Annotated in this window: 21 protein-coding genes; 6 read left to right on the forward strand and 15 right to left on the reverse strand. The window is 62.5% G+C overall.

The window, feature by feature from the left end:
* Positions 1 to 54 precede the first annotated feature (54 nt).
* Positions 55 to 567, reverse strand: coding sequence for a dihydrofolate reductase (locus AC1UK9_RS26760; RefSeq protein WP_025112070.1), 513 nt, complete (start codon positions 565 to 567; stop codon positions 55 to 57).
* Positions 568 to 652: 85 nt separating this feature from the next.
* Between AC1UK9_RS26760 and AC1UK9_RS26765 the strand changes: the two genes are divergently transcribed.
* Together AC1UK9_RS26765 and AC1UK9_RS26770 are read left to right on the forward strand one after the other, a co-directional pair.
* A complete protein-coding gene (locus AC1UK9_RS26765) occupies positions 653 to 2,026 on the forward strand; it encodes a DUF2868 domain-containing protein (protein ID WP_482578804.1) in 1,374 nt (457 codons plus the stop codon).
* Complete coding sequence (locus AC1UK9_RS26770; RefSeq protein WP_482578805.1) at positions 2,019 to 3,395, forward strand: GTPase/DUF3482 domain-containing protein; 1,377 nt, start codon at positions 2,019 to 2,021, stop codon at positions 3,393 to 3,395. Before AC1UK9_RS26765 ends, AC1UK9_RS26770 begins: the two co-directional genes overlap by 8 nt.
* 122 nt (positions 3,396 to 3,517) lie before the next feature.
* Here the strand turns inward: AC1UK9_RS26770 and AC1UK9_RS26775 are convergent, their stop codons facing one another.
* The 7 genes from AC1UK9_RS26775 to AC1UK9_RS26805 form a co-directional block, all read right to left on the reverse strand.
* Positions 3,518 to 4,075 (reverse strand): phosphonate degradation HD-domain oxygenase, encoded by a 558-nt coding sequence (locus tag AC1UK9_RS26775; protein WP_482578806.1) that lies wholly within the window; start codon positions 4,073 to 4,075, stop codon positions 3,518 to 3,520.
* Positions 4,075 to 5,208, reverse strand: a complete 1,134-nt coding sequence (locus AC1UK9_RS26780; RefSeq protein ID WP_482578807.1) for a TIGR03364 family FAD-dependent oxidoreductase — start codon at positions 5,206 to 5,208, stop codon at positions 4,075 to 4,077. Before AC1UK9_RS26780 ends, AC1UK9_RS26775 begins: the two co-directional genes overlap by 1 nt.
* 146 nt (positions 5,209 to 5,354) lie before the next feature.
* The gene (locus AC1UK9_RS26785) at positions 5,355 to 6,380 is read right to left on the reverse strand and encodes a putative 2-aminoethylphosphonate ABC transporter substrate-binding protein (protein WP_025112065.1); all 1,026 of its coding nucleotides are present in this window, start codon (positions 6,378 to 6,380) and stop codon (positions 5,355 to 5,357) included.
* Between the two features lie 41 nt (positions 6,381 to 6,421).
* Positions 6,422 to 8,146: a putative 2-aminoethylphosphonate ABC transporter permease subunit gene (locus AC1UK9_RS26790; protein WP_482578808.1), complete on the reverse strand. Its 1,725-nt coding sequence runs from the start codon at positions 8,144 to 8,146 to the stop codon at positions 6,422 to 6,424.
* Complete coding sequence (locus AC1UK9_RS26795; protein ID WP_482578809.1) at positions 8,146 to 9,222, reverse strand: putative 2-aminoethylphosphonate ABC transporter ATP-binding protein; 1,077 nt, start codon at positions 9,220 to 9,222, stop codon at positions 8,146 to 8,148. The genes AC1UK9_RS26790 and AC1UK9_RS26795 overlap by 1 nt, the downstream gene beginning before the upstream one ends.
* 240 nt (positions 9,223 to 9,462) lie before the next feature.
* On the reverse strand, positions 9,463 to 10,326 hold the full coding sequence (locus AC1UK9_RS26800) for a LysR family transcriptional regulator (protein WP_025112062.1): 864 nt from the start codon (positions 10,324 to 10,326) through the stop codon (positions 9,463 to 9,465).
* Positions 10,327 to 10,342: 16 nt separating this feature from the next.
* The gene (locus tag AC1UK9_RS26805) at positions 10,343 to 12,604 is read right to left on the reverse strand and encodes a heavy metal translocating P-type ATPase (protein ID WP_482578810.1); all 2,262 of its coding nucleotides are present in this window, start codon (positions 12,602 to 12,604) and stop codon (positions 10,343 to 10,345) included.
* An 84-nt stretch (positions 12,605 to 12,688) separates the two neighbouring features.
* On the opposite strand from AC1UK9_RS26805, the gene cadR reads away from it, so the two are divergent.
* Positions 12,689 to 13,138: a Cd(II)/Pb(II)-responsive transcriptional regulator gene (gene cadR / locus AC1UK9_RS26810; RefSeq protein ID WP_025112060.1), complete on the forward strand. Its 450-nt coding sequence runs from the start codon at positions 12,689 to 12,691 to the stop codon at positions 13,136 to 13,138.
* 124 nt (positions 13,139 to 13,262) lie between these two features.
* On the opposite strand, the gene AC1UK9_RS26815 is transcribed toward cadR, so the two are convergent.
* The 3 genes from AC1UK9_RS26815 to AC1UK9_RS26825 form a co-directional block, all read right to left on the reverse strand.
* A complete protein-coding gene (locus AC1UK9_RS26815; protein ID WP_482578811.1) occupies positions 13,263 to 14,234 on the reverse strand; it encodes a thymidylate synthase in 972 nt (323 codons plus the stop codon).
* A 50-nt stretch (positions 14,235 to 14,284) separates the two neighbouring features.
* On the reverse strand, positions 14,285 to 15,100 hold the full coding sequence (gene lgt, locus AC1UK9_RS26820; RefSeq protein ID WP_473013853.1) for a prolipoprotein diacylglyceryl transferase: 816 nt from the start codon (positions 15,098 to 15,100) through the stop codon (positions 14,285 to 14,287).
* A gap of 93 nt (positions 15,101 to 15,193) precedes the next feature.
* Positions 15,194 to 15,976, reverse strand: coding sequence for a sulfite exporter TauE/SafE family protein (locus AC1UK9_RS26825; RefSeq protein ID WP_025112057.1), 783 nt, complete (start codon positions 15,974 to 15,976; stop codon positions 15,194 to 15,196).
* Positions 15,977 to 16,106: 130 nt separating this feature from the next.
* Between AC1UK9_RS26825 and AC1UK9_RS26830 the strand changes: the two genes are divergently transcribed.
* Positions 16,107 to 16,853, forward strand: a complete 747-nt coding sequence (locus tag AC1UK9_RS26830) for an NRDE family protein (RefSeq protein WP_482578812.1) — start codon at positions 16,107 to 16,109, stop codon at positions 16,851 to 16,853.
* 108 nt (positions 16,854 to 16,961) lie between these two features.
* Here AC1UK9_RS26830 and ptsP read toward each other — a convergent pair whose 3' ends face one another.
* Both ptsP and AC1UK9_RS26840 read right to left on the reverse strand, forming a co-directional pair.
* The gene (gene ptsP, locus AC1UK9_RS26835; RefSeq protein ID WP_025112055.1) at positions 16,962 to 19,250 is read right to left on the reverse strand and encodes a phosphoenolpyruvate--protein phosphotransferase; all 2,289 of its coding nucleotides are present in this window, start codon (positions 19,248 to 19,250) and stop codon (positions 16,962 to 16,964) included.
* Between the two features lie 22 nt (positions 19,251 to 19,272).
* Positions 19,273 to 19,752, reverse strand: coding sequence for an RNA pyrophosphohydrolase (locus AC1UK9_RS26840; RefSeq protein ID WP_003229203.1), 480 nt, complete (start codon positions 19,750 to 19,752; stop codon positions 19,273 to 19,275).
* A gap of 143 nt (positions 19,753 to 19,895) precedes the next feature.
* Here AC1UK9_RS26840 and AC1UK9_RS26845 point away from each other — a divergent pair, with 143 nt between their 5' ends.
* Positions 19,896 to 20,552: a histidinol-phosphatase gene (locus tag AC1UK9_RS26845; protein WP_473013855.1), complete on the forward strand. Its 657-nt coding sequence runs from the start codon at positions 19,896 to 19,898 to the stop codon at positions 20,550 to 20,552.
* A 106-nt stretch (positions 20,553 to 20,658) separates the two neighbouring features.
* Here the strand turns inward: AC1UK9_RS26845 and AC1UK9_RS26850 are convergent, their stop codons facing one another.
* Positions 20,659 to 21,084 (reverse strand): DUF2269 domain-containing protein, encoded by a 426-nt coding sequence (locus tag AC1UK9_RS26850; protein WP_025112053.1) that lies wholly within the window; start codon positions 21,082 to 21,084, stop codon positions 20,659 to 20,661.
* 39 nt (positions 21,085 to 21,123) lie between these two features.
* Positions 21,124 to 22,638 carry a threonine ammonia-lyase, biosynthetic gene (gene ilvA, locus AC1UK9_RS26855; protein ID WP_025112052.1) on the reverse strand — a complete coding sequence of 505 codons (1,515 nt, stop codon included), beginning with the start codon at positions 22,636 to 22,638 and terminating at the stop codon, positions 21,124 to 21,126.
* A 146-nt stretch (positions 22,639 to 22,784) separates the two neighbouring features.
* Here ilvA and rpiA point away from each other — a divergent pair, with 146 nt between their 5' ends.
* Entirely contained in the window at positions 22,785 to 23,459 is a 675-nt protein-coding gene (rpiA, locus tag AC1UK9_RS26860) for a ribose-5-phosphate isomerase RpiA (RefSeq protein WP_025112051.1), read from the forward strand.
* The last annotated feature ends 126 nt before the right edge of the window (positions 23,460 to 23,585 follow it).

The following is a 23,585-nucleotide window of genomic DNA, read 5'->3' on the forward strand; positions in this document are numbered from 1 at the left end:
TGGATCTGTGATCGACACAAGTCCCCTGTGGGAGCGGGCTTGCTCGCGAAGCGCTTAGGCCCTTTCCCAAACTTCGAAGTTGTACGCGGGCTTGTCGCCCTCAGCCGGATTGGCCACATTCGACACCAGTTTCCACTGATTCAGATCGAATTCCGGAAACCACGCATCCCCTTCCGGGCTCAGCGCCACGCGGGTCAGATACAGACGATCAGCCTGCGCCAGCCCTTGCGCATACAACTGCGCGCCGCCAATCAGCATCAGCTCACCAACACCCTGCTCTGTCGCCCATTCCTCGGCGCGAACCACGGCAGCTTCCAGCGACGGATACACCTGCGCCCCTTCCAGCACCAGATCGGCCTGACGGCTGACCACGATGTTCAAGCGGCCCGGCAGCGGACGACCGAGAGAATCCCAGGTCTTGCGGCCCATGATGATCGGCTTGCCGAGGGTCATGGCCTTGAAGTATTTGAAGTCCCCCGGCAGGTGCCAGGGCATGCTGTTGTCGACGCCGATCACACGGTTTTCACCGAGGGCTGCGATCAGGCTGAGGGGGAGTGATTTAGTCATGCCGGCGAGGATACCAGAGCCTCGCTTGACCCGATAAGCGCCACAGCGGTTATGCTCACTGCTCAATTGAGCAACGGAATGGCGCGTGACTGAACTCACTCCACTGCAAAACCTCTGGCTGACCGAAACCGTCCGCCTGCGTGAAGAACACGCAGGCCCCCTGGAGGATCTGGAAGCCAATCGTCTGGCCCGCGCGGCCGGTGGCGATCTGCCGAGCCGCATTCAACGCCGGGCAGCATGGCTGGCCGAACGCGACGGGCTGCGTGCCGCTCTCACTCACTGGCTGCAAGGCGCACGTCTGGCGTTGGTGCTGCTGATGATTTTCGCGGTGTTGAGTGGTGCCGGCCTGGCTTTCGCCGCGCTGAGCCAGACACCGGTCAATGTGTTCTGGGCCTTGGGCAGCCTGCTCGGACTGAACCTGATTCTGCTGTCGAGCTGGGCGTTGGGGCTGATTTTTGCCGGCGAACACGGCGCCACCCTTGGACGCTTGTGGCTGTGGCTCAGCGAAAAGTTCGCCCGTGACGCCAAAGCCGCACAACTGGCTCCAGCCCTGCTATTGATGCTGCAACGCAAGAAGCTCAACCGCTGGGCGCTCGGCACATTGGTCAACGGATTGTGGCTGCTGGCGATGCTCAGCGCGCTGGTGTTGCTGCTGACGCTGATGGCGACCCGGCGCTACGGCTTCGTCTGGGAAACCACGATCCTCAGCGCCGACACCTTCATCCACATGACCCAGGCCCTCGGCGCGCTGCCGGCGCTGCTCGGCTTCAACGTGCCGAGCGTGGAAATGATCCGCGCCAGCGGCGCCGCCGCGCTGGACATCGAAAGCGCGCGGCAGGCCTGGGCGACCTGGCTGGTCGGTGTACTGGTGGTCTACGGCGTGCTGCCGCGCCTGCTGCTGGCACTGTTTTGCTTCTGGCGCTGGAGCAGTGGCAAAGCCGCACTGAGCCTGGACTTGAACCTGCCCGGCTACGCCCAGTTGCGCGAACGCCTGATGCCCACCAGCGAACGCCTCGGCATCAATGACGCCGCGCCGCAGCAGTTGCATCGGGTCGAAAGCAGCGTCAGCGAACATGCGAGCGACGGTGCCCTGCTGGTCGCCATCGAACTCGACGACCAGCGTCCCTGGCCACCGGCCCTGCCGAAAACCGTGAGCAACGCCGGCATCCTCGACAGCCGCGAGTCGCGACACAAACTGCTCGAACAACTCAGTCGCTTCCCCCCGGCGCGCCTGCTGATCGCCTGCGATCCACGGCGCTCGCCGGATCGCGGCAGCCTCGCGCTGATCGCCGAACTGGCGCGCAATGCCAGCGCCACCCGCGTCTGGCTGCTGCAAGCGCCGCCCGGTGAAGCGCTGGACAGCGCCCGCCTCGGCGATTGGCACGTGGCGCTGCAGCAACTGGAGCTGCCGTTCGCCGATTGCGCCCCGTTGAACTGGCTGGAGAACGGTCATGACTGATGCCCGGAAAGCGCCGCTGAAACTTGCGGTGGTCGGCCACACCAACGTCGGCAAGACCTCGCTGCTGCGCACCCTGACCCGCGATGTCGGCTTCGGCGAAGTCTCGCACCGGCCGAGCACCACCCGGCATGTCGAGGGTGCGCGGTTGTCGGTGGACGGTGAGCCGCTGCTTGATCTCTACGACACACCGGGATTGGAAGACGCGATTGCTCTGCTGGATTTCCTCGAGCGCCTGGAACGCCCCGGCGAACGCCTCGATGGTCCGGCACGAGTGGCGCGCTTTCTCGACGGCAGCGAGGCACGCCAGCGTTTCGAACAGGAGGCGAAAGTGCTGCGACAACTGCTCGCCTCCGACGCCGGCCTCTATGTGATCGACGCCCGCGAACCGGTGCTGGCCAAGTACCGCGATGAACTCGAAGTGCTCGCCAGTTGTGGCAAGCCACTGCTGCCGGTATTGAATTTCGTCAGCAGTGCCAACCATCGCGAGCCGGACTGGCGCGAAGCGTTGGCGCGGCTCGGCCTGCATGCGCTGGTGCGCTTCGACAGCGTCGCGCCGCCGGAGGATGGTGAGCGGCGGCTGTACGAAAGCCTCGCGTTGCTGCTGGAAAATGCCCGTCCGCAACTGGAGCGCCTGATCGCCGATCAACAGGCCCAACGCCTGGCGCGCCAGCAAAGTGCTGCGCGCTTGATTGCCGAATTGCTGATCGACTGCGCCGCGTGCCGGCGCAGTGTGGTCAGCGACGCCGAGCAGGAGCAGCAAGCGATCAGCGAACTGCGCAAAGCTGTGCGCCAGCGCGAGCAAAAATGCGTCGAAGCGCTGCTCAAGCTCTACGCCTTCCGCCCACAGGACGCGGCCGCCAGTGATCTGCCGTTGCTCGATGGGCGTTGGGGCGATGATTTGTTCAACCCCGAAACGTTGAAGCAACTGGGGGTTCGCGTCGGCGGCGGGATTGCGGCAGGCGCCGCTGCCGGGGCTGGTGTGGATTTGCTGGTGGGCGGGATGACTCTCGGTGCCGCAGCTTTGGCCGGTGCAATCGCTGGCGGCGCGCTACAGACCGCGCGCAGTTATGGCAGTCGCCTACTGGGCAAGATCAAGGGCCAGCGGGAATTGACGGTGGATGACGGCGTATTGCGCTTGTTGGCGTTGCGTCAACGGCAGTTGCTGCAGGCACTGAATGCCCGAGGCCATGCGGCGATGGACGCGGTTCAGGTCGCCACCCCGCAGGACAAGACCTGGCGCGAGGGCAAGCTGCCAGATGCGCTGAGCAAGGCGCGGGCGCATCCGCAGTGGTCTTCGCTCAATCCGCATCCAAAGCTGAATCAGGCTGAGCGGCAGGAGCAGATTGATTGGCTGGCTGCAGATTTGTAGCGCTTGAACCGGCCTCTTCGCGAGCAAGCCCGCTCCCACAGTTGGATCGCATTCCTTCTGCTGGCACTCGGTCGAATGTGGGAGCGGGCTTGCCCGCGAATGGCGCGACTCGCTGACACAGGTTACGCCGCCAGCAGCCGCACCGCTTTCGCCTTCAAGACTCCCAGATCCATCACCGGCACCGCCGTCTCCTTGGCCAACTCATCCCACTGGCGCATGCGCAAACTCAGCGCACACAACGGATCGCACTCAAACGCATCCGCCTCGGCCTCACTCATCACCCCGCCCTGATACGCCAGCGTCTTGCGACTGGCTTCACTCAATCGCTCAAAGTACCCCGGCTCGCGCAGCGTCAGATAACGCTTGGCCTGCACGTGGTATTCCACCAGCCGCGCCAGACGCTCGCTGAAACCGGCCTCACGCAAGTAATTGGCGCCCAGCCGCTCATGGCTGACCACACCATAACCGCCCATGTTCTCGGCACCCTCGGCACACAAATGCCCGATGTCATGGAAGAACGCCGCCAGCACTACTTCATCGTCGAAGCCTTCGGCGATCGCCAGTTCAGCGGCCTGGGACATGTGTTCGATCTGCGACACCGGTTCACCGATGTAATCGCTGCTGCCAAAGCGCTCGTACAACCCGAACACCCGGGCGACGACTTGTTGGTGATCGGCCATCAGACTTCCTCCAGCAACTGCGCGACGTTGCGCTCGGCCAGCGCCGGGCCGACGCTCATGCCGACGCCGGTGTGCATCAACGCCACACTCAGCCCCGCTGCCGGGCGCAGGAACGAAAACGGCCCCGGCCCTCGGGAACCATAGACGCCCTGCCAGCGCTCGACCACTTGCACCTTGCAGCCCAGCGTCTGCTCGGCCAGTTCCAGCATCCAGTTGTCGACCTGCTCGGCGTTGAAGGGCGACGGGTCGCTGCCGTAATGGTGCGAATCGCCAATGATCAATTCGCCATACGGCGTCGGGCTGATCAGCAGGTGAATGCCGTTGTCATGCAGGTGCGGTTGCTCGCGCAGGATTTGCGCCTGCACCGCCGCTGCTTCCGGCAAATCGGCGAAAGCGCCGTAGTGCACGCAGCTCAAACCGGTGAGCAAGGCGTGTTGCAGATTCAGTTCGACCTGCGGTTTGCCGCGCAGCATCTGCAAGCGGCAGATCTGCGGGTCGAGCGCGGCAATCGGCTCGGCCAGCAGGGTCTGATAGTCGTGACCGGAGCAGACGATGATCTGCTTTGCCGTAAAGCTGCCGGCAGTGCTTTGCAGGCGCCCCGGCTCGACGTCGCGCACCAGCGTGCTGAAGTGAAACTCGACGCCGAGGTCGCGGCGCAGGTACTCGATCAGTGCCGGAATCGCTTCCCGCGAGTACAGCTGTTGATCGTCCATGCCGTGCAACGCGGCGCGATGGTGGCTGAACTGGCCGTGGTACACGTCGCGCAATGCGGCGCCGCGCAGGAGCTGGATGTTGTAACCGTGCTCAACGGCGCGACCGTTGCAGAAGGCTTCCAGCAGGTGTTCTTCGGCTTCAGTGCGGGCGAACAGGTAAGAGCCGTTGCGCTTGATCTGCAAACCGGCGAGTTGCGCCCAGTCGCCCCAGATGTCGCGGCTGGCCTTGGCCAGTTCGAGCATCGGGCCCGGCGGCTGACCGGTGACCAGCACTTGGCCGAAGTTGCGCACCGAGGCACCAATGGGCGTGGCGGTGCGCTCGAAAACGCTGACCTTGAGGCCGCGTTTGGCGGCGGCATAGGCGTGGGACAGGCCAAGGATGCCGGCGCCTACGATGAGCAGGTCTTGGTGATGTGTCATGGAAATTTTCCCTGAATGCGAGACCGCTTTCGCGAGCAAGCCCGCTCCCACAGGGGATTTTTGGTGCACACAGAATTTGCGTTCACTGAAGATCCAATGTGGGAGCGGGCTTGCTCGCGAAGAGGCCCTGTCAGTCGATAAAGGTCTTACTTGGCAACGACTTTCTCGGACTTGCCGTCGTAACGCTTGCGCCACTCGGTGAGGATCTCGTCACGGTTCTTCGAGGCCCAGGCAAAGTCGTTCTTGATCAGACGCTGCTCGTAGTCGGCCGGCAGTTCGGTCTGCGGCTTGGCGATCCCCGGCTGCGCAAGAACAGCGAAGTTCTCCTTGTACAGATCCATCGCCTCGGCGCTGGCGGAGAAGTCAGCGAGTTTCTTCGCCGCGTCTTCATGCGGGGTGCCTTTGATCACGGCAGTCGCTTCAATCTCCCAACCCAGGCCTTCCTTCGGCAGGATGATGTCCAGCGGCGCGCCTTGGCGTTTCAACTGTACGGCCGGGTATTCAAAGGAAATACCGATCGGGAATTCACCCGCCGCCGCCAGTTTGCATGGCTTGGAACCGGAGTGAACGTACTGGCCGATGTTCTGGTGCAGACCGTCCATGTAGGCCCAGCCCTGCTTCTCGCCGAAGGTTTGCAGCCAGGCGCTGACGTCGAGGAAACCGGTGCCGGACGACGCCGGGTTGGGCATCACGATCTTGCCCTTGTACTCAGGCTTGGTCAGGTCCTGCCAGCTCACGGGCTTGCTCAGGCCCTGCTTTTGGGCTTCGACGGTGTTGAAGCAAATAGTCGCAGCCCAGACGTCCATGCCGACCCAGGCTGGCGGGTTGGCGGCGTCGCGGTAGTTCGCGCCGATCTTGCCCAGATCCTTCGGCGCATAGCTTTGCAGCATGCCTTGCTGGTCGAGGATCGCCAGGCTCGAAGCGGCCAGGCCCCACACCGCGTCAGCCTGCGGACGGGCCTTTTCGGCCAGCAGTTTGGCGGTGATGATCCCGGTGGAATCGCGCACCCACTTGATCTCGACGTCCGGGTTGGCCTTCTCGAAAGCGGCCTTGTAAGCGGTCAGTTGCTCGGCTTCGAGGGCGGTGTACACCGTCAACTCGGTTTTTGCCGCGAAGGCATTCAGGCTGAAAGTAGCGAGCACAGCAGCGGCCAGGGCCATAGGCTTGAACATGATCGTTTTCCTGTAGGTGAGTTGAGGTTGGCAGGTTTGAATCAGTGACCGGGCGCGGTTTGCCGCCAGGCCTGGGAACGGCGCAGCAAGCCGCGCGAAGCCCACGCCAGCAGCAAGGACACGCCCGCCGAGGTGAACAGAATCAGGGTCGACATCGCCGCCGCGCCGCCAACGTTGCCGGCGTCGTCCATGTTCAGCACCGCCACCGCCGCGAGGATGGTGTCGGGGCTGTAGAGGAAGATCGCCGCCGACACCGTGGTCATGGCCGAGACGAACAGGTAGCGCACGATGTCCAGCAGCGCCGGCAGGCAGATCGGCACGGTGACGCGCAGGTAATGCCGGTACAGCGGCGCCTTGAGCGACAGCGCGGCGGCTTCGAACTCGGCGTCGAGCTGGCGCAGCGCGGTGGTCGCGGTCATTTGTGCGGTGGTCAGATAGTGCGCAATGGTGCAGACGATCAGCAGCGTCATCGTGCCGTAGAGCACGTGCAACGGGTTGCCGCTGAGGTTGAAGAAGAAGACGTAACCGAGACCGAGCACCAGCCCCGGCACCGCCATCGGCACAAAACTGAGCATGCGCAGGGTCAGGTTGAGGCCGCGTTGGCTGCGGGTTTTCTCCATCAGGTATGCGCCGGTGAAGATCAGCAAACTGCCGATCAGTGCCGTGCCCAGCGCCATCTTCAGGCTGTTGCTGTAGGCCAGCCAGCCACCGCCGGCGGTTTCGTTGAACTGGTAGTGGTTGAGCGACAGCGACAGGTTGTAAGGCCAGAACTTCACCAGCGAGGAGAACACCGCCATGCCGAACACCAGAATCAACGCGGCGCTGATCAGTAAAACAATCGCCAGATAGCAGCCGTCGCGTAGCCTCGATGGCGCTGGTTTGAACACCTGCGCACGCCCGCTCATGGAATCACCGTGACGTCGACGCAACCAGGCATCGACGCCGAAGCTGAACAGTGCCGGCAGCAACAGCACCATGCCGATCAGCGCACCGCGACCGAATTGCTGCTGGCCGACCACGGCTTTGTAGGCTTCCAGCGCCAGCACTTGATAGTCGCCACCGACCACCACCGGCACACCGAAATCGGTGATGGTCAGGGTAAACACCAGACAGAACGCGGCGAACACCGCCTGACGCGTTGCCGGCCAGGTAATGCTGCGAAAAGCCTTGGCCGGGCTGGCACCCATGCTCGACGCGGCATCAAACAGGCGCGCATCGGCCAGCGACAGCGCCGAGAGCAAAATCATCAACGCATGGGGGAAGGTGTAGATCACCTCGCCCAGCACAATCCCCCAGAAGCCGTAGATGTTGTCCGAAAGCAGCCCGCGCAACATGCCCTGATTGCCGAACAGATAGACGAGCGCAATGCCCGGCAACATCGACGGCGCCATCAGTGGCAGCAGGGAAATCCCGCGCCAGATACCTTTCGCCGGAATCAACGTGCGTTGCAGGGCGTAGGCAAACAGGTAGGCCAGCGGTACGACAATGGCCGCGACGCTGAGGGAAACTTTCAGGCTGTTGCCGAGCAGCCAGTGGAAATTGTCGCTGGTTACCAACTCCTTGGCGGCGAGCCAGCCACCGCCCTGCCCGGCTTCGCTGCTGAAACCGCGCCAGAAGATCGCCAGCAACGGCAGCAATACCGCAACACCGAGCAGCAACAGCAGCAGGAGTTTGCCGCCGAGGACGAAGATCCGGTCACCGACCTCGGCACCAGACACCTGCCGCGCCTGCTTGTGCGGTAGCGGCAGTGCGATGTTCGCGCTCATCAGGCGAACACCTGCAGGCTGCGCGGTGGCAAGGCGACCATGATCTGCTGGGCGCCAAGACGCGGCATGGCTTCCGGCGCCAGTTCGGCGAGCAGTGCGTGGCCCGGCAGTTGATCGAGCTCGAAGCTCATGCGGCAGCGGTTGCCGAGGAAGGTGATCTCGCGGACCTTGGCCGGGAACAGGTTTTCTTCGTGCACCAGCGGATTGATGTTGATCGCTTCCGGGCGGCAGAACAAACGGCCCGAGGCGCTGTGCACACTGCCGTCGGCCAGGCGCAGGTTCATCCCGCCGACCTGCGCATGGCTGTCGCTGCTGCGCTGGAACGGCAGCCAGTTGCCCTGCCCGACGAACTCGGCCACGAACGGCGTGGCCGGGCGGTTGTAGATTTCCTGGGGGGTGGCGTATTGCTCGACGCGGCCGTTGTTCATCACGGCGATGCGGTCGGCCATCAGCATGGCTTCGTCCTGATTGTGGGTAACCATCAGGGTGGTGATGCCGAGGTTGCGCTGCAGTTGGCGCAGTTCGGTGCACAGATGCTCGCGGACCCGGGCGTCGAGGGCCGACATCGGTTCATCGAGCAGCAACAACGATGGCGCCGGGGCCAGAGCGCGGGCCAGCGCCACACGTTGCTGCTGGCCGCCAGACAACTGGCCCGGGTACTTTTTCTCACTGCCACTGAGGCCGACCAGTTCCAGCATCTGACCGACGCGGCGGCGCACTTCGTCACGACCACTGCCGGCGAGGCCGTAGGCAATGTTGGCTTCGACCGTCAGGTTGGGGAACAGCGCGTAGGACTGGAACAGAATGCCGTAATCGCGGGCCTGCGGGGCGAGGTGCGAAACGTCGCGGTCGCCGAGGTACAGTTCGCCGCTGTCCTGCTTTTCCAGCCCGGCGATGCAGCGCAGCAACGTGGTCTTGCCGCAGCCCGACGGGCCGAGCAGGCACACCAGTTCACCGGCGGCGACATCAAGGGAGACGTTATCCAGGGCGGTGAACGCGCCGAAGCGTTTCTGCACGCCGCGCACTTTCATCGGCGCACCGGGGTTGGTCAGGGCAGTTGCGATGGCAGGATTCATGGACAGACCTCATCAAGCAGATGAGGCCAATCCTAGAGTTGTAATGCGTCCGTCATGTGGCAGTGAGGCAAAAACGGCCGATAGTGGTATTCGGGGATTTTGGTTCAGTTCTCAGGGCAGGTGTTGCCTGTGCTGACGCCTTCGCGAGCAAGCCCGCTCCCACAGGAAGTTGTGTTGTGAATACGGTCCAATATGGGAGCGAGCCTGCTCGCGAAGGGGCCAGCAAGGTTTATGGAGAAGTCAGGCCGGAGACATCTCTTGCGCCAACCCTAGAAACGCCGCCGGCAGCCGCGCGCCCTTGCGCTCCTTGAGGCAATACAGGTACTCGGGAATCTGCGGCGCGTTCTCGATGGTCAGCACCCGCAACTGCGGATCGTGCGGCACTTCCTGGCGGGCAATGATGCTGATGCCGATATTGCGCAGCACCGCTTCGCGGATCGACTCGCGGCTGCCGATCTCCAGCAACGGGCCGAAACTCACTCCGGCGCTGGCCAGCAACTCTTCGGTCAACCGCCGCGTGGTAGAACCCGGCTCGCGCATCAACAGCGTGTGCCCGGCCAGTGCGCTCAACGCCACATGCTCCTGCGCCGCCAGCGGATGGTTGCGATGCACCGCCAGCACCAGCGGATCAGTGCCGAGCACCCGGCGAATCAACCGTGCATCCTCAAGCAACTGCGACGACGCCGCGACGTCCACCCGGTAGTCCTCCAGCGCTTCGAGCACCTGCTGCGAATTGCCGATTTCCACCGACACTTCCACCTGCGGCAAGCGCTCGCGAAAAGTCTTCACCAGATCGAGGATGTAATACGGCGCAGTGGCGGCGATGCGCAACGTGCCCTGCACCTGACCGCTGTTGCGCAGGAAGAACTCGATATCGGACTCCTGCTGCAACAGCGCCTTGACCATCGGCAGCAACCGCGCGCCTTCGTCGCTGACGCTCAGGCGCCGACCGCCGCGATAGAACAGCTCCACCGAATACTGGCTTTCCAGGTTGCGGATCTGTGTGGTCACGGTGGGTTGGCTGAGGCCGAGTTTCTTCGCTGCCAGCGTGATGCTGCCCAGGCGGGCGACCATGTAAAACGCTTTCAGCTCGGCACTCAGCACAACCATCCCTCATCGTTTATTTACGCAACAGGCGCAAGCCGTTGAACACCACCAGCAGGCTTACGCCCATGTCGGCGAACACCGCCATCCACATGGTGGCGAGTCCGGCGAAGGTTACCCCAAGAAAGATAGCCTTGATCACCAGTGCCAACGCGATGTTCTGTTTCAGGATGCTGGCGGTATTGCGCGACAGGCTGATGAACGCCGGGATCTTGCGCAGATCGTCGTCCATCAAGGCGACATCGGCGGTTTCAATCGCGGTGTCGGTACCGGCCGCCGCCATGGCGAAACCGATCTCGGCGCGGGCCAGTGCCGGGGCGTCGTTGATGCCGTCGCCGACCATGCCGACCCGACGACCTTGTGCATAAAGGTCTTCGATGGCTTGCAGTTTGTCGGTCGGCAGCAAGTCGCCACGGGCCTCGTCAATGCCAACCTGTGCGGCAATCGCTTGCGCGGTGTGAACGTTGTCGCCGGTGAGCATCAGGGTTTTCACCCCGAGTTCATGGAGTTGGCGGATCGCTTCGCGGCTGGTTTCCTTGACGGTGTCGGCCACGGCGAACAGCGCCAGCGGGCCGGAGCTGTCGAGCAGCAGCACCACAGACTTGCCCTGCTTCTCCAGCGCGAACAGTTTTTCTTCCAGTTGCGGCGAGCACAGGCCCAGCTCTTCAACCAGACGGTGGTTACCCAAGTGATAGGTCTGGCCGTTGACCTGCCCTTTCACACCACGACCGGCCAGCGCTTCGAAGTTATCCACCGTCAGCACGGCAAGGTTTTTATCCACAGCCGCGTTGGCAATCGCCAACGACACCGGGTGGTCGGAACGCCCGGCCAGCGCAGCGGCAATCGCCGGGGCCGTGGCGTCGGCGGTCGGGTCCAGCGACAGGTAATCGGTCTGCACCGGTTTGCCGTGGGTAATCGTCCCGGTTTTATCCAGCGCCAGATAATCGAGCTTGAAACCGCCCTCCAGGTACACGCCGCCCTTGACCAGAATGCCTTTGCGCGCCGCAGCCGCGAGGCCGCTGACGATGGTCACCGGGGTGGAAATCACCAGTGCGCACGGGCATGCCACCACCAGCAGCACCAATGCGCGGTAGATCCAGTCGAACCACACCGCGCCCATGAACAGCGGCGGGATGATTGCCACGGCCAGCGCCAGGACGAACACCACCGGGGTGTAGATTTTCGAGAACTGATCGACGAAGCGTTGGGTCGGCGCGCGCGCGCCCTGCGCTTGTTCCACGGCATGGATGATCCGCGCCAGGGTCGAGTTGTTCGCCGCAGCGGTCACCGTATATTCCAGCGAACCGGCCTGGTTGATGGTGCCCGCGAAGACTTTGTCGCCAACGGTTTTCTCCACCGGCAGGCTTTCACCGGTGATCGGTGCCTGGTCGATGGTCGAGCTGCCGCTGACAACTTCACCGTCCAGCGCGATACGCTCGCCGGGTTTTACCCGCACCCGGGCGCCGATTTCGACGCTTTTAACCTCTTGTTCGATCCAGTTGCCGTCGGCTTGCTGCACCGTGGCCTGTTCCGGGGTCATCTGCATCAGACCGCTGATGGCATTACGGGCGCGATCCAGCGAACGCGCTTCAATCAGCTCAGCCACGGTGAACAGGAACATCACCATCGCCGCTTCCGGCCACTGCCCGATCAGCACCGCCCCCGTCACCGCGATGCTCATCAGCGCGTTGATGTTGAGGTTGCGGTTCTTCAGGGCGATCCAGCCCTTTTTATAGGTGGTCAGGCCACCGCTGAGGATCGATACCAGCGCAATGATCGCCACCACCCAGGTCGGCGCGGCATTGGTGAAGTGGATAACTTCGGCAGCGAGCGCACCAACACCGGACAGCGCCAATGGCCACCAGTGCTTTTTCACCGGCGCAGGGGCCGGCGCCTCGACGCCTGCCTCCAGCGGCTCGGCGTGCATGCCGAGGGATTTGATCGCCTCAGTGATTGGCTCGGTACCCGGCAGGTTATGCGTCACGCCGAGCACACGGTTGATCAGGTTGAATTCCAGTTGCTGCACGCCGGCCAGTTTGCCGAGCTTGTTCTGGATCAGCGTCTGCTCGGTCGGGCAGTCCATCGCTTCGATGCGGAAACTGCTCAGTCGGGCGTCAGCGCTGGTCTTTTCGCTCAGTTGCACCAATGCCGGCGCCGCGGCTTTTGATGAACAGCAGGAATCACCGCCGTGGTCATGTTTATGCACAGGCTGCAGCTTGTGACTATGGCTGTGATCATGCCCGTCGCCGGGTTTGTGGGTGTGCTGGGAATCGCTCATTGGTCGCGTCCATGAAGGTGCCTGTTGCCAAGTAAAGACCCTGTAGCCACTATAGGGTCAAGCACCCTTTTGGAGATTGCCGTCATGAAGATCGGAGAACTGGCCAAACTCACCGACTGCGCCGTGGAAACCATCCGCTACTACGAGCGCGAAAACCTGCTGCCGGAACCGGCCCGCAGCGACGGCAACTACCGCGTCTACACCCAGGCCCATGCCGAACGCCTGACGTTCATCCGCAACTGCCGCACCCTCGACATGACCCTCGAAGAAATCCGCAGCCTGCTCGCGTTGCGTGACAGTCCGCAGGACCAGTGCGAAAGCGTCAATGCGCTGATCGACGAACATATCCAGCATGTGAAGGCGCGGATCGATGGGTTATTGGCGTTGCAGACACAACTGCTCGACCTGCGCCAACGCTGTGGCGAAGGGCCGGGGGCGGATCAATGCGGAATTTTGCAGCGATTGGAAGTGAGCGGCGGGGTTGTCGCGACGGAAGTCGAGCATTCGCATGTGGGCCGCAGCCACGGCCATTAAGAACACCCGATTACCAATGTGGGAGCGGGCTTGCTCGCGAAGAGGGTGTGTCAGTCAATTATGTGTTGGCTGACACACCCTCTTCGCGAGCAAGCCCGCTCCCACAGGGTATTGCGTGAAACCTTTAGACCGCCATTGGCGCGGTCATCGGCGCATGGTGCTCATAACCTTCCAGCGAGAAATCGCTCGGCTCCACCAGCTCCAGCCACTCCGGCTGATACACACCCGTCTTGGCAAACTCCGGCACGCGGTCGGAGATTTTCAGCTTCGGCATGGCGAACGGCTCGCGCTTGAGCTGTTCGTTGAGCATGTCCAGGTGGTTCTCGTAGACGTGCGCATCGCCGATGAAATAGGTGAACCAGCGCGGCGTGTAGCCGGTCAGGCGACCGATCAGGCTCAGCAGCGCGGCGCCTTCGGTGAGGTTGAACGGCGTGCCCAGGCCCAGGTCGTTGGAACGGATGTAGAGGGTCAGGGAGATTTCCCTGGTCTCGACGTTCGGGTGGAACTGGTACAACAGATGGCATGGCGGCAGGGCCATTTCATCAAGCTGGGCGCAGTTCCAGCCGTGGAACAGAATGCGGCGGCTGCCCGGATCCTTGATGATCGTGTCGACGCACTGGCGCACCTGATCGATGGCTTTGTACAGCACCACGTAGGCCTGGCCGTCTTCCTCGCCCTGGGCGATCTGCTTGTAGCCGTTGCTCAGCGTTTGTTCGATAGCGGCAGTGTTGCTCACCGGGATCTGCTTGTACGCAGGCCATTTGCGCCATTGCACACCGTAGATTTCGCCGAGGTCGTCCTCGCCCTGACGGAACGGGTTGGCCAGCCATTGGGCGTTTTCGTTGGCGTTCTGGTCCCAGACCTTGCAGCCCAGCGCACGGAATTCAGCGGCGTTGTTCACGCCACGCAAAAAGCCGCACATCTCGCCGATGGCCGATTTGAAGGCCATCTTGCGGGTGGTGATCGCCGGGAAACCTTCCTGCAGATCGAAACGCAGCATCGCACCCGGGAAGCTGATGGTGTTGATGCCGGTACGGTTGGCCTGTTTGGTGCCGTTCTGAATGACGTGCGAGACCAGTTCGAGATATTGCTTCATGAGTTACCTGTGTCCTTTGAGCCCCGGCGTCGCGCGCCGGGGTTCGTAGTTTAAGCCGTCGGCGCAACCGGCGCTGCCGGCGCACGACGATAGGCCAGCCAGATCAGGAACAATCCGCCGACGATCATCGGCACGCAGAGAACCTGCCCCATGGTCAGCCAGTTCCAGGCCAGATAGCCCAGTTGCGCGTCCGGTACGCGGACGAACTCGACGATGAAACGGAAGATGCCGTAGAACAGCGCGAACATGCCCGATACCGCCATGGTCGGACGCGGCTTGCGCGAGAACAACCACAGGATCAGGAACAGCGCGACGCCTTCGAGCGCGAACTGATACAGCTGTGACGGGTGACGCGGCAGCTGCGCCGGATCGCTGAACGGCGGGAAGATCATCGCCCACGGCACATCGGTCGGCTTGCCCCACAGCTCGGCATTGATGAAGTTGCCGATCCGTCCGGCGCCCAAGCCGATCGGCACCATTGGCGCGACAAAGTCCATCAGCTGGAAGAAGCTCTTGCCGTTACGCTTGCCGAACCACACCGCTGCGAGCATCACGCCAATGAACCCGCCGTGGAACGACATGCCGCCTTTCCACACTTCGAAAATCAGCGTCGGGTTGGCGATGTAGGCGCTCAGGTCATAGAACAGCACGTAGCCCAGACGTCCACCGACAATCACCCCCATCGACAGCCAGAACACCAGATCGGAGAGTTTCTCCTTGGTCCAGGTCGGGTCGAATCGGTTGAGCCGGCTCGACGCCAGCAGCCATGCGCCGCCGATGCCGACGAGGTACATCAGGCCGTACCAGTGGATTTTCAGCGGACCGATGGCCAGGGCCACCGGGTCGATCTGCGGGTAAGGCAGCATTGCGACTCCTCGTTAGAGTTGAAACCAAAATTCCCGGGCGACGCTGCCACCTCAGGATTAAGCCAGGATTGCGGCCTGTTCTGAACCAGAAGGTCAGAGCAGGAAATTCAGGCCCACGCAGAACAGCAAAGCGGCGAACAGCCTTTTCAGCAAGCGCGGCGACAACTTGTGCGCCAGACGCGCGCCGATGCGGGCGAAGACCATGCTGGTCAGGGCAATGCCCAGCAGCGCCGGCAAATAGACAAAACCGAGACTATGCGGCGGCAACAACGGATCATGCCAGCCCAGAATCATGAAACTTGATGCACTGGCCACGGCGATCGGCAAACCGCAGGCCGACGACGTCGCCACCGCTTGCTGCATCGGCACGCTGCGCCAGGTCAGGAACGGCACGGTCAGCGACCCGCCACCAATCCCGAAAATCGCCGAGGCCCAGCCAATCACACCGCCGGCCACGGTCAGACCAAGTTTGCCCGGCACCGTTCGACTGGCCTTGGGTTTGACCTCCAGCGCCAGCTGCACGGCAATCACCAGCGCGAACACGCCGATGATCTTCTGCAAATTCGGCCCGGAGATCGCCTCAGCCGTCAGCGCACCGAAACCGGCGCCGAGGAGAATGCCCACGGTCATCCACATGAAGATCGGCCAGCGCACCGCACCGCGTCGATGGTGCTCGCGCACGGCATTGACCGAGGTAAAGATGATGGTCGCCAGCGATGTCCCTACCGCCAGGTGCGTGAGGATCGACTGATCGAATCCCTGCAAGGTAAAACTGAACACCAGCACCGGGACAATAATGATCCCGCCGCCAACCCCGAACAGCCCGGCCAGCACGCCCGCACAGGCGCCCAACGCCAGATAGAGCAGAAATTCCATGACCGTCTCCCAGACGCATCCCCAAAACCGGAGCGGCATGGTAACGGATGCATGCCCTTTGGCTCCACTTACGATGGATGCACGGACGACGACTGCGTAGAGTGAGCAAAAAACACACAAGGACCACCTTATGTGCCTGATTGTTTTCGCCTGGCGCCCGGGCCATGCCCAGCCGCTGATCGTCGCGGCCAACCGTGACGAGTTCTACGCCCGGCCGAGCCTGCCGCTGGCGCAATGGCCGCACGCGCCGCACGTACATGCCGGTCGCGATCTGGAAGCGGGCGGCACGTGGCTGGGGATCGGCGCCAACGGGCGCTTTGCCGCGCTGACCAATATCCGCGACCCGCACCAGCCGCCGGCGCGCAAGTCGCGGGGAGAACTGGTGGCGCGGTTTCTCACGGGCGATGCGTCGCTTGATGATTATTTGAGCGATGTCGTTGGCCGATCACCGGAGTACGCGGGGTTCAACTTGCTGCTGGGCAATAGCCATGAGCTGTGGCACTTCAATGCGCGGACGTGCGAGCCGGTGATGCTCGAACCCGGGGTTTACGGGCTATCGAATGCCGGTCTGGATACGCCGTGGCCGAAACTGCTCAAGGCCAAGGCAGCGTTGAGCGCGGTGCTGGATGATCCACAGCCTGCGCGGTTGCTGGCGCTGCTGGGCGATGCGCAGACCGCACCGTTTGCCGAGCTGCCGGACACCGGGGTCGGGCTGGCGACCGAATCATTGTTGTCGAGTGTGTTTATTGCCAGCCAGAGTTACGGCACGCGGGCGAGTACCGCGTTGATTGTGCAGGCCGACGGGACGCGGCGGATGGTGGAACGCAGCTTTGGGCCGTATGGCGGGCATTTGGGTGAGGTGGAGATTGCTGTTTAGCAGCGTTTGAACTGACGCCTTCGCGAGCAAGCCCGCTCGCACATTCGACCACATTCCAAAGGTAGAACTCGGTCAAATGTGCGAGCGGGCTTGCTCGCGAAGAGGCCCTCAAGGTTTTAGAGGGCTTTGTTGACCGCCGGCGGGATTGATCTTCGACAACCCAAGATTCTTCAGCGCCAGTTGCAGCGAGCTGTGGATAACTTGCGGGTTGTCGATGGTCATCAGCTCCGCCAGCAGATCCTTGGCCTTGCTCAGGTTGATCTGGCGCAGCATCCACTTGACCTTCGGCAGGTTGGTGGCGTTCATCGACAGGCTGTCGAAGCCCATCGCCATCAACAGCACCGCCGCCGCCGGATCACCGGCCATTTCGCCGCAGATGCTCACTGGCTTGCCCTCGGCATGCGCGTCGCGCACCACGGTTTGCAGGGCTTGCAGCACGGCCGGGTGCAGGTAGTCGTAGAGATCGGCCACTCGCGGGTTGTTGCGATCTACCGCCAGCAGGTATTGGGTCAGGTCGTTGGAGCCGACCGACAGGAAGTCCACCTGCCGCGCCAGTTCCTTGGTCTGATACACCGCTGCCGGAATTTCGATCATCACCCCGATCGGCGGCATCGGCACGTCGGTGCCTTCATCGCGCACTTCACCCCAGGCACGGTGGATCAGGTGCAGGGCTTCTTCGAGTTCGTGAGTACCGGAGATCATCGGCAGCAGGATCCGCAGATTGTTCAGGCCTTCACTGGCCTTGAGCATCGCGCGGGTCTGTACCAGGAAGATTTCCGGGTGGTCGAGGGTGACGCGAATCCCGCGCCAGCCGAGAAACGGGTTGTCTTCCTTGATCGGGAAATACGACAGCGACTTGTCACCGCCGATGTCCAGGCTGCGCATGGTCACCGGTTGCGGATGGAACGCGGCGAGCTGCTCGCGATAGATCGCCAACTGCTCCTTTTCGCTCGGGAAGCGCTGGTTGATCATGAACGGCACTTCGGTGCGGTACAGGCCGACACCTTCAGCGCCACGCTTCTGTGCCCGCGCCACATCGGCCAGCAAGCCGGTGTTGACCCACAGCGGCATGCGGTGGCCATCGAGGGTCACGCACGGCAGATCGCGCAGGGTGTCGAGGCCCAGCGCCAGTTGTTTCTCTTCTTCGACCACCTCGGCGAACTGCTTGCGCAGTACGTCGCTGGGGTTGGTGTAGACCTCACCGCGGGTGCCATCGACGATCACTTCGATGCCGTCGACCTTGGCGTACGGCAGGTCGACCAGGCCCATCACCGTCGGAATGCCCATGGCCCGGGCCAGGATCGCGACGTGGGAGTTACCCGAACCGAGTACCGACACCAGACCGACCAGCGTGCCTTCCGGCACCTCGCCGAGCATGGCCGGCGTCAGCTCTTCGCTGACCAGAATGGTTTTTTCGGGGTAGACCAGGTTCTGCTGACGCTCTTCCTGCAAGTAGGCGAGCAGGCGGCGGCCCAGATCCTTGACGTCCGACGCCCGCTCACGCAGGTACTCGTCGTCCATCAAATCGAAACGATTGACGTGATCGGTCACGACCTGGCGCAGCGCGCCCTGGGCCCATTGGCCGGTCTTGATCACATTGGTGATTTCGCTGCCCAGCGAGGCATCGTCGAGCATCATCAGGTAGACGTCGAAGAGTGCGCGTTCTTCCGGACGCAACTGGGTCGCCAGTTTGGCCGACAACGCACGCATGTCGGCGCGCACGCCTTCGATGGCGGTCTTGAACAGCGCCAGTTCGGCGTCGATGTCGGTGATGTGCTTGTCCGGGACGACGTCCAGGTCTGCCGGCGGCAACATGACCACCGCCGTACCGACCGCCGCGCCCGGCGAACCCGGCACGCCGACGAACTTGGCTTCCTGAATGCCCTTGCCCTGACGGCCCAGGCCACGGATCGAACCGGTGGCCTCGGCGTGGGCGATTACCCCGGCGAGCTGCGCGCTCATGGTCACGAGGAAGGCTTCTTCACCCTCATCGAACTGGCGGCGTTCTTTCTGCTGGATGACCAACACGCCGACGACGCGGCGGTGGTGAATGATCGGTGCCCCGAGGAAGGAGGCGTAGCGCTCCTCGCCGGTCTCGGCGAAGTAACGGTAGCGCGGGTGATCCGCGGCGTTTTCGAGGTTCAGGGGTTCTTCACGCGTGCCGACCAGACCCACCAGACCTTCGTTGGGTGCCATGCTGACCTTGCCGATCGAGCGCTTGTTCAAGCCCTCGGTGGCCATCAGGACGAAGCGGTTGGTCTCGGGATCAAGCAGGTAGACCGAGCAGACCTGGCTGCCCATGGCCTCTTTGACGCGCAACACAATAATCCCCAACGCCGCCTTGAGATCCTTGGCGGAGTTAACTTCCTGGACGATCTTGCGCAGCGTATTGAGCATGGCTCGGGGTCGAACTCCGTCGTCAGTCGCGCGCTAAAAGGCGCGGGGCAAGCTCTTTGAGGGCGCGGCGATACACCTCGCGCTTGAATGTCACCACCTGGCCCAACGGATACCAATAGCTGACCCAGCGCCAGCCATCGAACTCCGGTTTACCGGTCAAATCCATCCGCACCCGCTGCTCGTTGGAGATCAGGCGCAGGAGAAACCATTTCTGTTTCTGGCCGATGCACAGCGGTTGGCTGTGGGTACGCACCAGACGTTGCGGCAAACGATAGCGCAACCAGCCCCGAGTACAGGCCAGTATTTCAACATCTTCACGTTCCAGGCCAACTTCTTCGTTCAGCTCGCGGTACAAGGCGTCTTCCGGCGTCTCCTCGGGGTTGATTCCCCCTTGCGGAAACTGCCAGGCATCTTGATTGATACGGCGAGCCCACAGCACCTGGCCGGCGTCATTCGTCAGAATGATCCCGACATTGGGGCGGAAACCATCGGGGTCGATCACGGCAACAACCTCGCAAACGCATGTCGCCGCATTGTTCCACAAAGGTTGATAAGGCGGCAACGAAGGTTCCTACCTTATGTGCACTCTTGTGAAAAGACCGTATTCTTGTCGCCTTTTTACTGACTTTTCAGCGGGTAACTGCAATGCGCCTGGCTCTATTCGATTTGGACAACACCCTTCTGGGCGGCGACAGCGATCACGCCTGGGGCGACTATCTGTGCGAACGCGGTTTCCTCGACCCGATCGCGTACAAGGCGCGCAACGACGAGTTCTATCAGGACTACCTGGCCGGAAAACTGGATAACGCCGCGTACCTGAACTTCTGCCTGGAAATCCTCGGCCGCACCGAAATGGCCGTGCTCGATCAGTGGCACAACGATTACATGCGCGACTGCATCGAACCGATCGTACTGCCCAAGGCGCTGGAACTGCTGAAAAAGCACCGCGACGCCGGTGACAAACTGGTGATCATCACCGCCACCAACCGCTTCGTCACCGCACCGATTGCCGTGCGCCTGGGCGTTGAAACCCTGATCGCCACCGAATGCGAGATGGTCGATGGCCGCTACACCGGGCGCAGCACCGATATTCCGTGCTTCCGTGAGGGCAAGGTGACGCGCCTGAATCGCTGGCTGGCAGAGACCGGACATTCGCTGGATGACAGCTATTTCTACAGCGATTCGATGAATGATTTGCCGCTGCTGGAGCAGGTGGCGAACCCGGTGGCGGTTGACCCGGATCCGAATCTGCGCGCCGAGGCCGAGAAACGTGGCTGGCCGGTGATTTCGTTGCGCGACTGATATCGCCTTCGCGAGCAAGCCCGCTCCCACAGGGGATCGTGTTTACAACACAAATCCAATGTGGGAGGGGGCTTGCTCCCGAATGGGGTCGACTCGGGGTGAAGCCTTAAACAGGCTTGGCGCCCATCAACCCGGCAATGGCGATAAAGCAGACAAAACTGAACAACGCCAAGGCAAAACTGAACTTGCCGACACCACCCGGCGTCTTGCGCAAGCGATTCAAGCGCACCAGCAGCCAGAACCACGTCAACGCCGCCACGGTGTACAGCACGCTTGAGGCCAGCAGCCAGGTCTGCCCCAACGGCCAGCCGACCAGATGCACCATCCCCCAGCCGGTGAACGGCATGCTCAACAGCGCCAGCCCCATCAACAGCCAGATGAACACTCGAGGCCGTTGCAAGGTGCGGCTGGCGGCCGTTGTGTCACCTTTGCGTCTTGCCAGTAAAACCCAGACTCCCAGACCCAGCGCACTGGCCAGCAACACCACCGTCGCCACCATGTGCGCCGTTTTCAGGGCGGTTAACGTTTCCATTGTTCGATTTCCTTATGGCCTGCCCATCAGCGTAGCCGCTCAGCCAAGAAACAGCTTATAGGCCGGGTTGTCGCTTTCATCCCAGTACGGGTAACCGATTTCCGCCAGCGCCGCCGGCACCAGATGACGCTCGTCATGAGGCACTTGCAGGCCCGCGACGACACGACCATCCGCCGCACCATGGTTGCGGTAATGGAACATCGAGATGTTCCAGCGCCCGCCGAGCTTGTTGAGGAAGTTGAATAGCGCGCCCGGACGCTCCGGGAATTCGAAGCGCAGCACCACTTCATCGACCACTTGCGCCGCGCGCCCACCGACCATGTGACGGATGTGCAGCTTGGCCAGTTCGTTGTCGGTCAGGTCGATAACCGGGAACCCTTGCTCGGTCAGGCTCGCCAGCAGTGCACTGCGCGGATCGTTTTCCGGATGAGTCTGCACGCCAACGAAGATGTGCGCTTCACTGCCGGTGTTGTAGCGGTAGTTGAATTCAGTGATCTGGCGCTTGCCGATCGCTTCGCAGAACGCCTTGAAGCTGCCGGCCTGCTCAGGGATGGTCACGGCGATGATCGCTTCGCGGCCCTCGCCCAGTTCGGCGCGCTCGGCGACGTGGCGCAAGCGGTCGAAGTTGACGTTGGCCCCGGAGTCGATGGCCACGAAGGTCTGGCCGCTGACACCGCGCAACTCGACGTACTTCTTGATCCCGGCCACGCCCAAGGCGCCGGCAGGTTCGGTGATCGAGCGGGTATCGTCGTAGATATCCTTGATTGCCGCGCAGATCTCGTCAGTGCTGACGGTGATCACTTCGTCGACGTAGTCCTTGCAGATATCGAAGGTGTGCTGGCCGATCTGCGCCACCGCTACGCCATCGGCGAAGATGCCCACGGTCGGCAGCACCACGCGCTCACCGGCAGCCATGGCCGCTTGCAGGCAGTTGGAGTCGTCCGGCTCGACGCCGATGACCTTGATGTCCGGGCGCAGGTATTTCACGTACGCGGCGATGCCGGCAATCAGGCCGCCGCCACCGACCGGGACGAAGATCGCGTCCAGCGGTTGCGGGTGCTGACGCAGAATCTCCATCGCCACGGTGCCCTGCCCGGCAATGGTGTGCGGATCGTCGTACGGGTGGATGTAGACGTAACCCTTTTCATCGACCAGTTTCAGCGAGTAGGCCAGCGCCTCCGGGAACGAGTCACCGTGCAGCACCACTTTGCCGCCGCGCGAACGCACGCCTTCGACTTTGATCTCGGGGGTGGTCTTGGGCATCACGATGGTCGCTTTCACGCCGAGCACTTTCGCCGCCAACGCCAGACCTTGCGCATGGTTGCCCGCCGACGCGGTGACCACGCCACGGGCGCGCTCTTCGTCGGTCAGCTGGGTCAACTTGTTGTAGGCGCCGCGAATCTTGAACGAGAACACCGGCTGCAAGTCTTCACGCTTGAGCCAAATGTCATTGCCCAGCCGCTCGGAGAGCTGGCGAGCGTTCTGCAGCGGGGTTTCTACGGCAACGTCATAAACGCGCGAGGTGAGGATCTTTTTGACGTACTGTTCGAGCATCGGAAAGCATCACTGGCGATTGGGCGGGACCAACGAGTCTAACCCGGCTTTTGCCCGGGCGACCACACGAATCCAGAGGTTTTAGCCCGGCTTGAGGCTATAATGCCGGCCTTTCCGTACTTACCTTGCCCGCTTCCGGAGCCCGCATGACCCAGGATCAACTCAAACAGGCAGTGGCTCAGGCCGCCGTCGACTTCATCCTTCCGAAACTCGACGACAAGAGCATCGTCGGGGTCGGCACCGGCTCCACCGCCAACTGCTTCATCGACGCACTGGCCCAGCACAAGGGCGCGTTCGATGGCGCCGTCGCCAGCTCCGAAGCCACCGCTGCACGCCTCAAGGGCCACGGGATTCCGGTGTATGAGCTGAACACCGTCAGCGACCTGGAGTTCTACGTCGATGGCGCCGATGAAAGCGACGCCCACCTGAACCTGATCAAGGGCGGCGGCGCAGCCCTGACCCGCGAGAAGATCGTCGCGGCCGTGGCCAAGACCTTCATCTGCATCGCCGACGCCAGCAAACTGGTGCCGGTGCTGGGCGAATTCCCGCTGCCGGTCGAAGTGATTCCGATGGCCCGCAGCCACGTTGCCCGCCAGTTGGTGAAGCTGGGCGGCGACCCGGTGTACCGCGAAGGCGTGCTGACCGACAACGGCAATATCATTCTTGATGTGTACAACCTGCAGATCACCCACCCGGTGGAGCTGGAAGCGCAGATCAACGCAATCGTCGGCGTGGTCACCAACGGCCTGTTCGCGGCGCGTCCGGCGGACCTGTTGCTGCTGGGTACAAGCGAAGGCGTGAAAACCCTCAAGGCTGAGTAAGCCAGCCTGCCCACATTCTTGTAGGCAAGTGCACTCCCTGTGGGAGCGGGCTTGCTCGCGAAAGCGGTGGTTCAGTCAATGCAGATGTCGACTGTTCCACCACTTTCGCGAGCAAGCCCGCTCCCA

The sequence above is a fragment of the Pseudomonas sp. AK-TSAG1-1 genome (genome assembly GCF_056821665.1).

Excerpts from the sequence above, each read along its gene's own strand:
- AC1UK9_RS26760 (WP_025112070.1), bottom strand. The coding sequence starts at position 567 with ATGACTAAATCACTCCCCCTCAGCCTGATCGCAGCCCTCGGTGAAAAC.
- AC1UK9_RS26770 (WP_482578805.1), top strand. The coding sequence starts at position 2,019 with ATGACTGATGCCCGGAAAGCGCCGCTGAAACTTGCGGTGGTCGGCCAC.
- AC1UK9_RS26775 (WP_482578806.1), bottom strand. The coding sequence starts at position 4,075 with ATGGCCGATCACCAACAAGTCGTCGCCCGGGTGTTCGGGTTGTACGAG.
- AC1UK9_RS26780 (WP_482578807.1), bottom strand. The coding sequence starts at position 5,208 with ATGACACATCACCAAGACCTGCTCATCGTAGGCGCCGGCATCCTTGGC.
- AC1UK9_RS26785 (WP_025112065.1), bottom strand. The coding sequence starts at position 6,380 with ATGTTCAAGCCTATGGCCCTGGCCGCTGCTGTGCTCGCTACTTTCAGC.
- AC1UK9_RS26790 (WP_482578808.1), bottom strand. The coding sequence starts at position 8,146 with ATGAGCGCGAACATCGCACTGCCGCTACCGCACAAGCAGGCGCGGCAG.
- AC1UK9_RS26795 (WP_482578809.1), bottom strand. The coding sequence starts at position 9,222 with ATGAATCCTGCCATCGCAACTGCCCTGACCAACCCCGGTGCGCCGATG.
- AC1UK9_RS26805 (WP_482578810.1), bottom strand. The coding sequence starts at position 12,604 with ATGAGCGATTCCCAGCACACCCACAAACCCGGCGACGGGCATGATCAC.
- cadR (WP_025112060.1), top strand. The coding sequence starts at position 12,689 with ATGAAGATCGGAGAACTGGCCAAACTCACCGACTGCGCCGTGGAAACC.
- AC1UK9_RS26815 (WP_482578811.1), bottom strand. The coding sequence starts at position 14,234 with ATGAAGCAATATCTCGAACTGGTCTCGCACGTCATTCAGAACGGCACC.
- lgt (WP_473013853.1), bottom strand. The coding sequence starts at position 15,100 with ATGCTGCCTTACCCGCAGATCGACCCGGTGGCCCTGGCCATCGGTCCG.
- AC1UK9_RS26825 (WP_025112057.1), bottom strand. The coding sequence starts at position 15,976 with ATGGAATTTCTGCTCTATCTGGCGTTGGGCGCCTGTGCGGGCGTGCTG.
- AC1UK9_RS26830 (WP_482578812.1), top strand. The coding sequence starts at position 16,107 with ATGTGCCTGATTGTTTTCGCCTGGCGCCCGGGCCATGCCCAGCCGCTG.
- ptsP (WP_025112055.1), bottom strand. The coding sequence starts at position 19,250 with ATGCTCAATACGCTGCGCAAGATCGTCCAGGAAGTTAACTCCGCCAAG.
- AC1UK9_RS26845 (WP_473013855.1), top strand. The coding sequence starts at position 19,896 with ATGCGCCTGGCTCTATTCGATTTGGACAACACCCTTCTGGGCGGCGAC.
- AC1UK9_RS26850 (WP_025112053.1), bottom strand. The coding sequence starts at position 21,084 with ATGGAAACGTTAACCGCCCTGAAAACGGCGCACATGGTGGCGACGGTG.
- ilvA (WP_025112052.1), bottom strand. The coding sequence starts at position 22,638 with ATGCTCGAACAGTACGTCAAAAAGATCCTCACCTCGCGCGTTTATGAC.
- rpiA (WP_025112051.1), top strand. The coding sequence starts at position 22,785 with ATGACCCAGGATCAACTCAAACAGGCAGTGGCTCAGGCCGCCGTCGAC.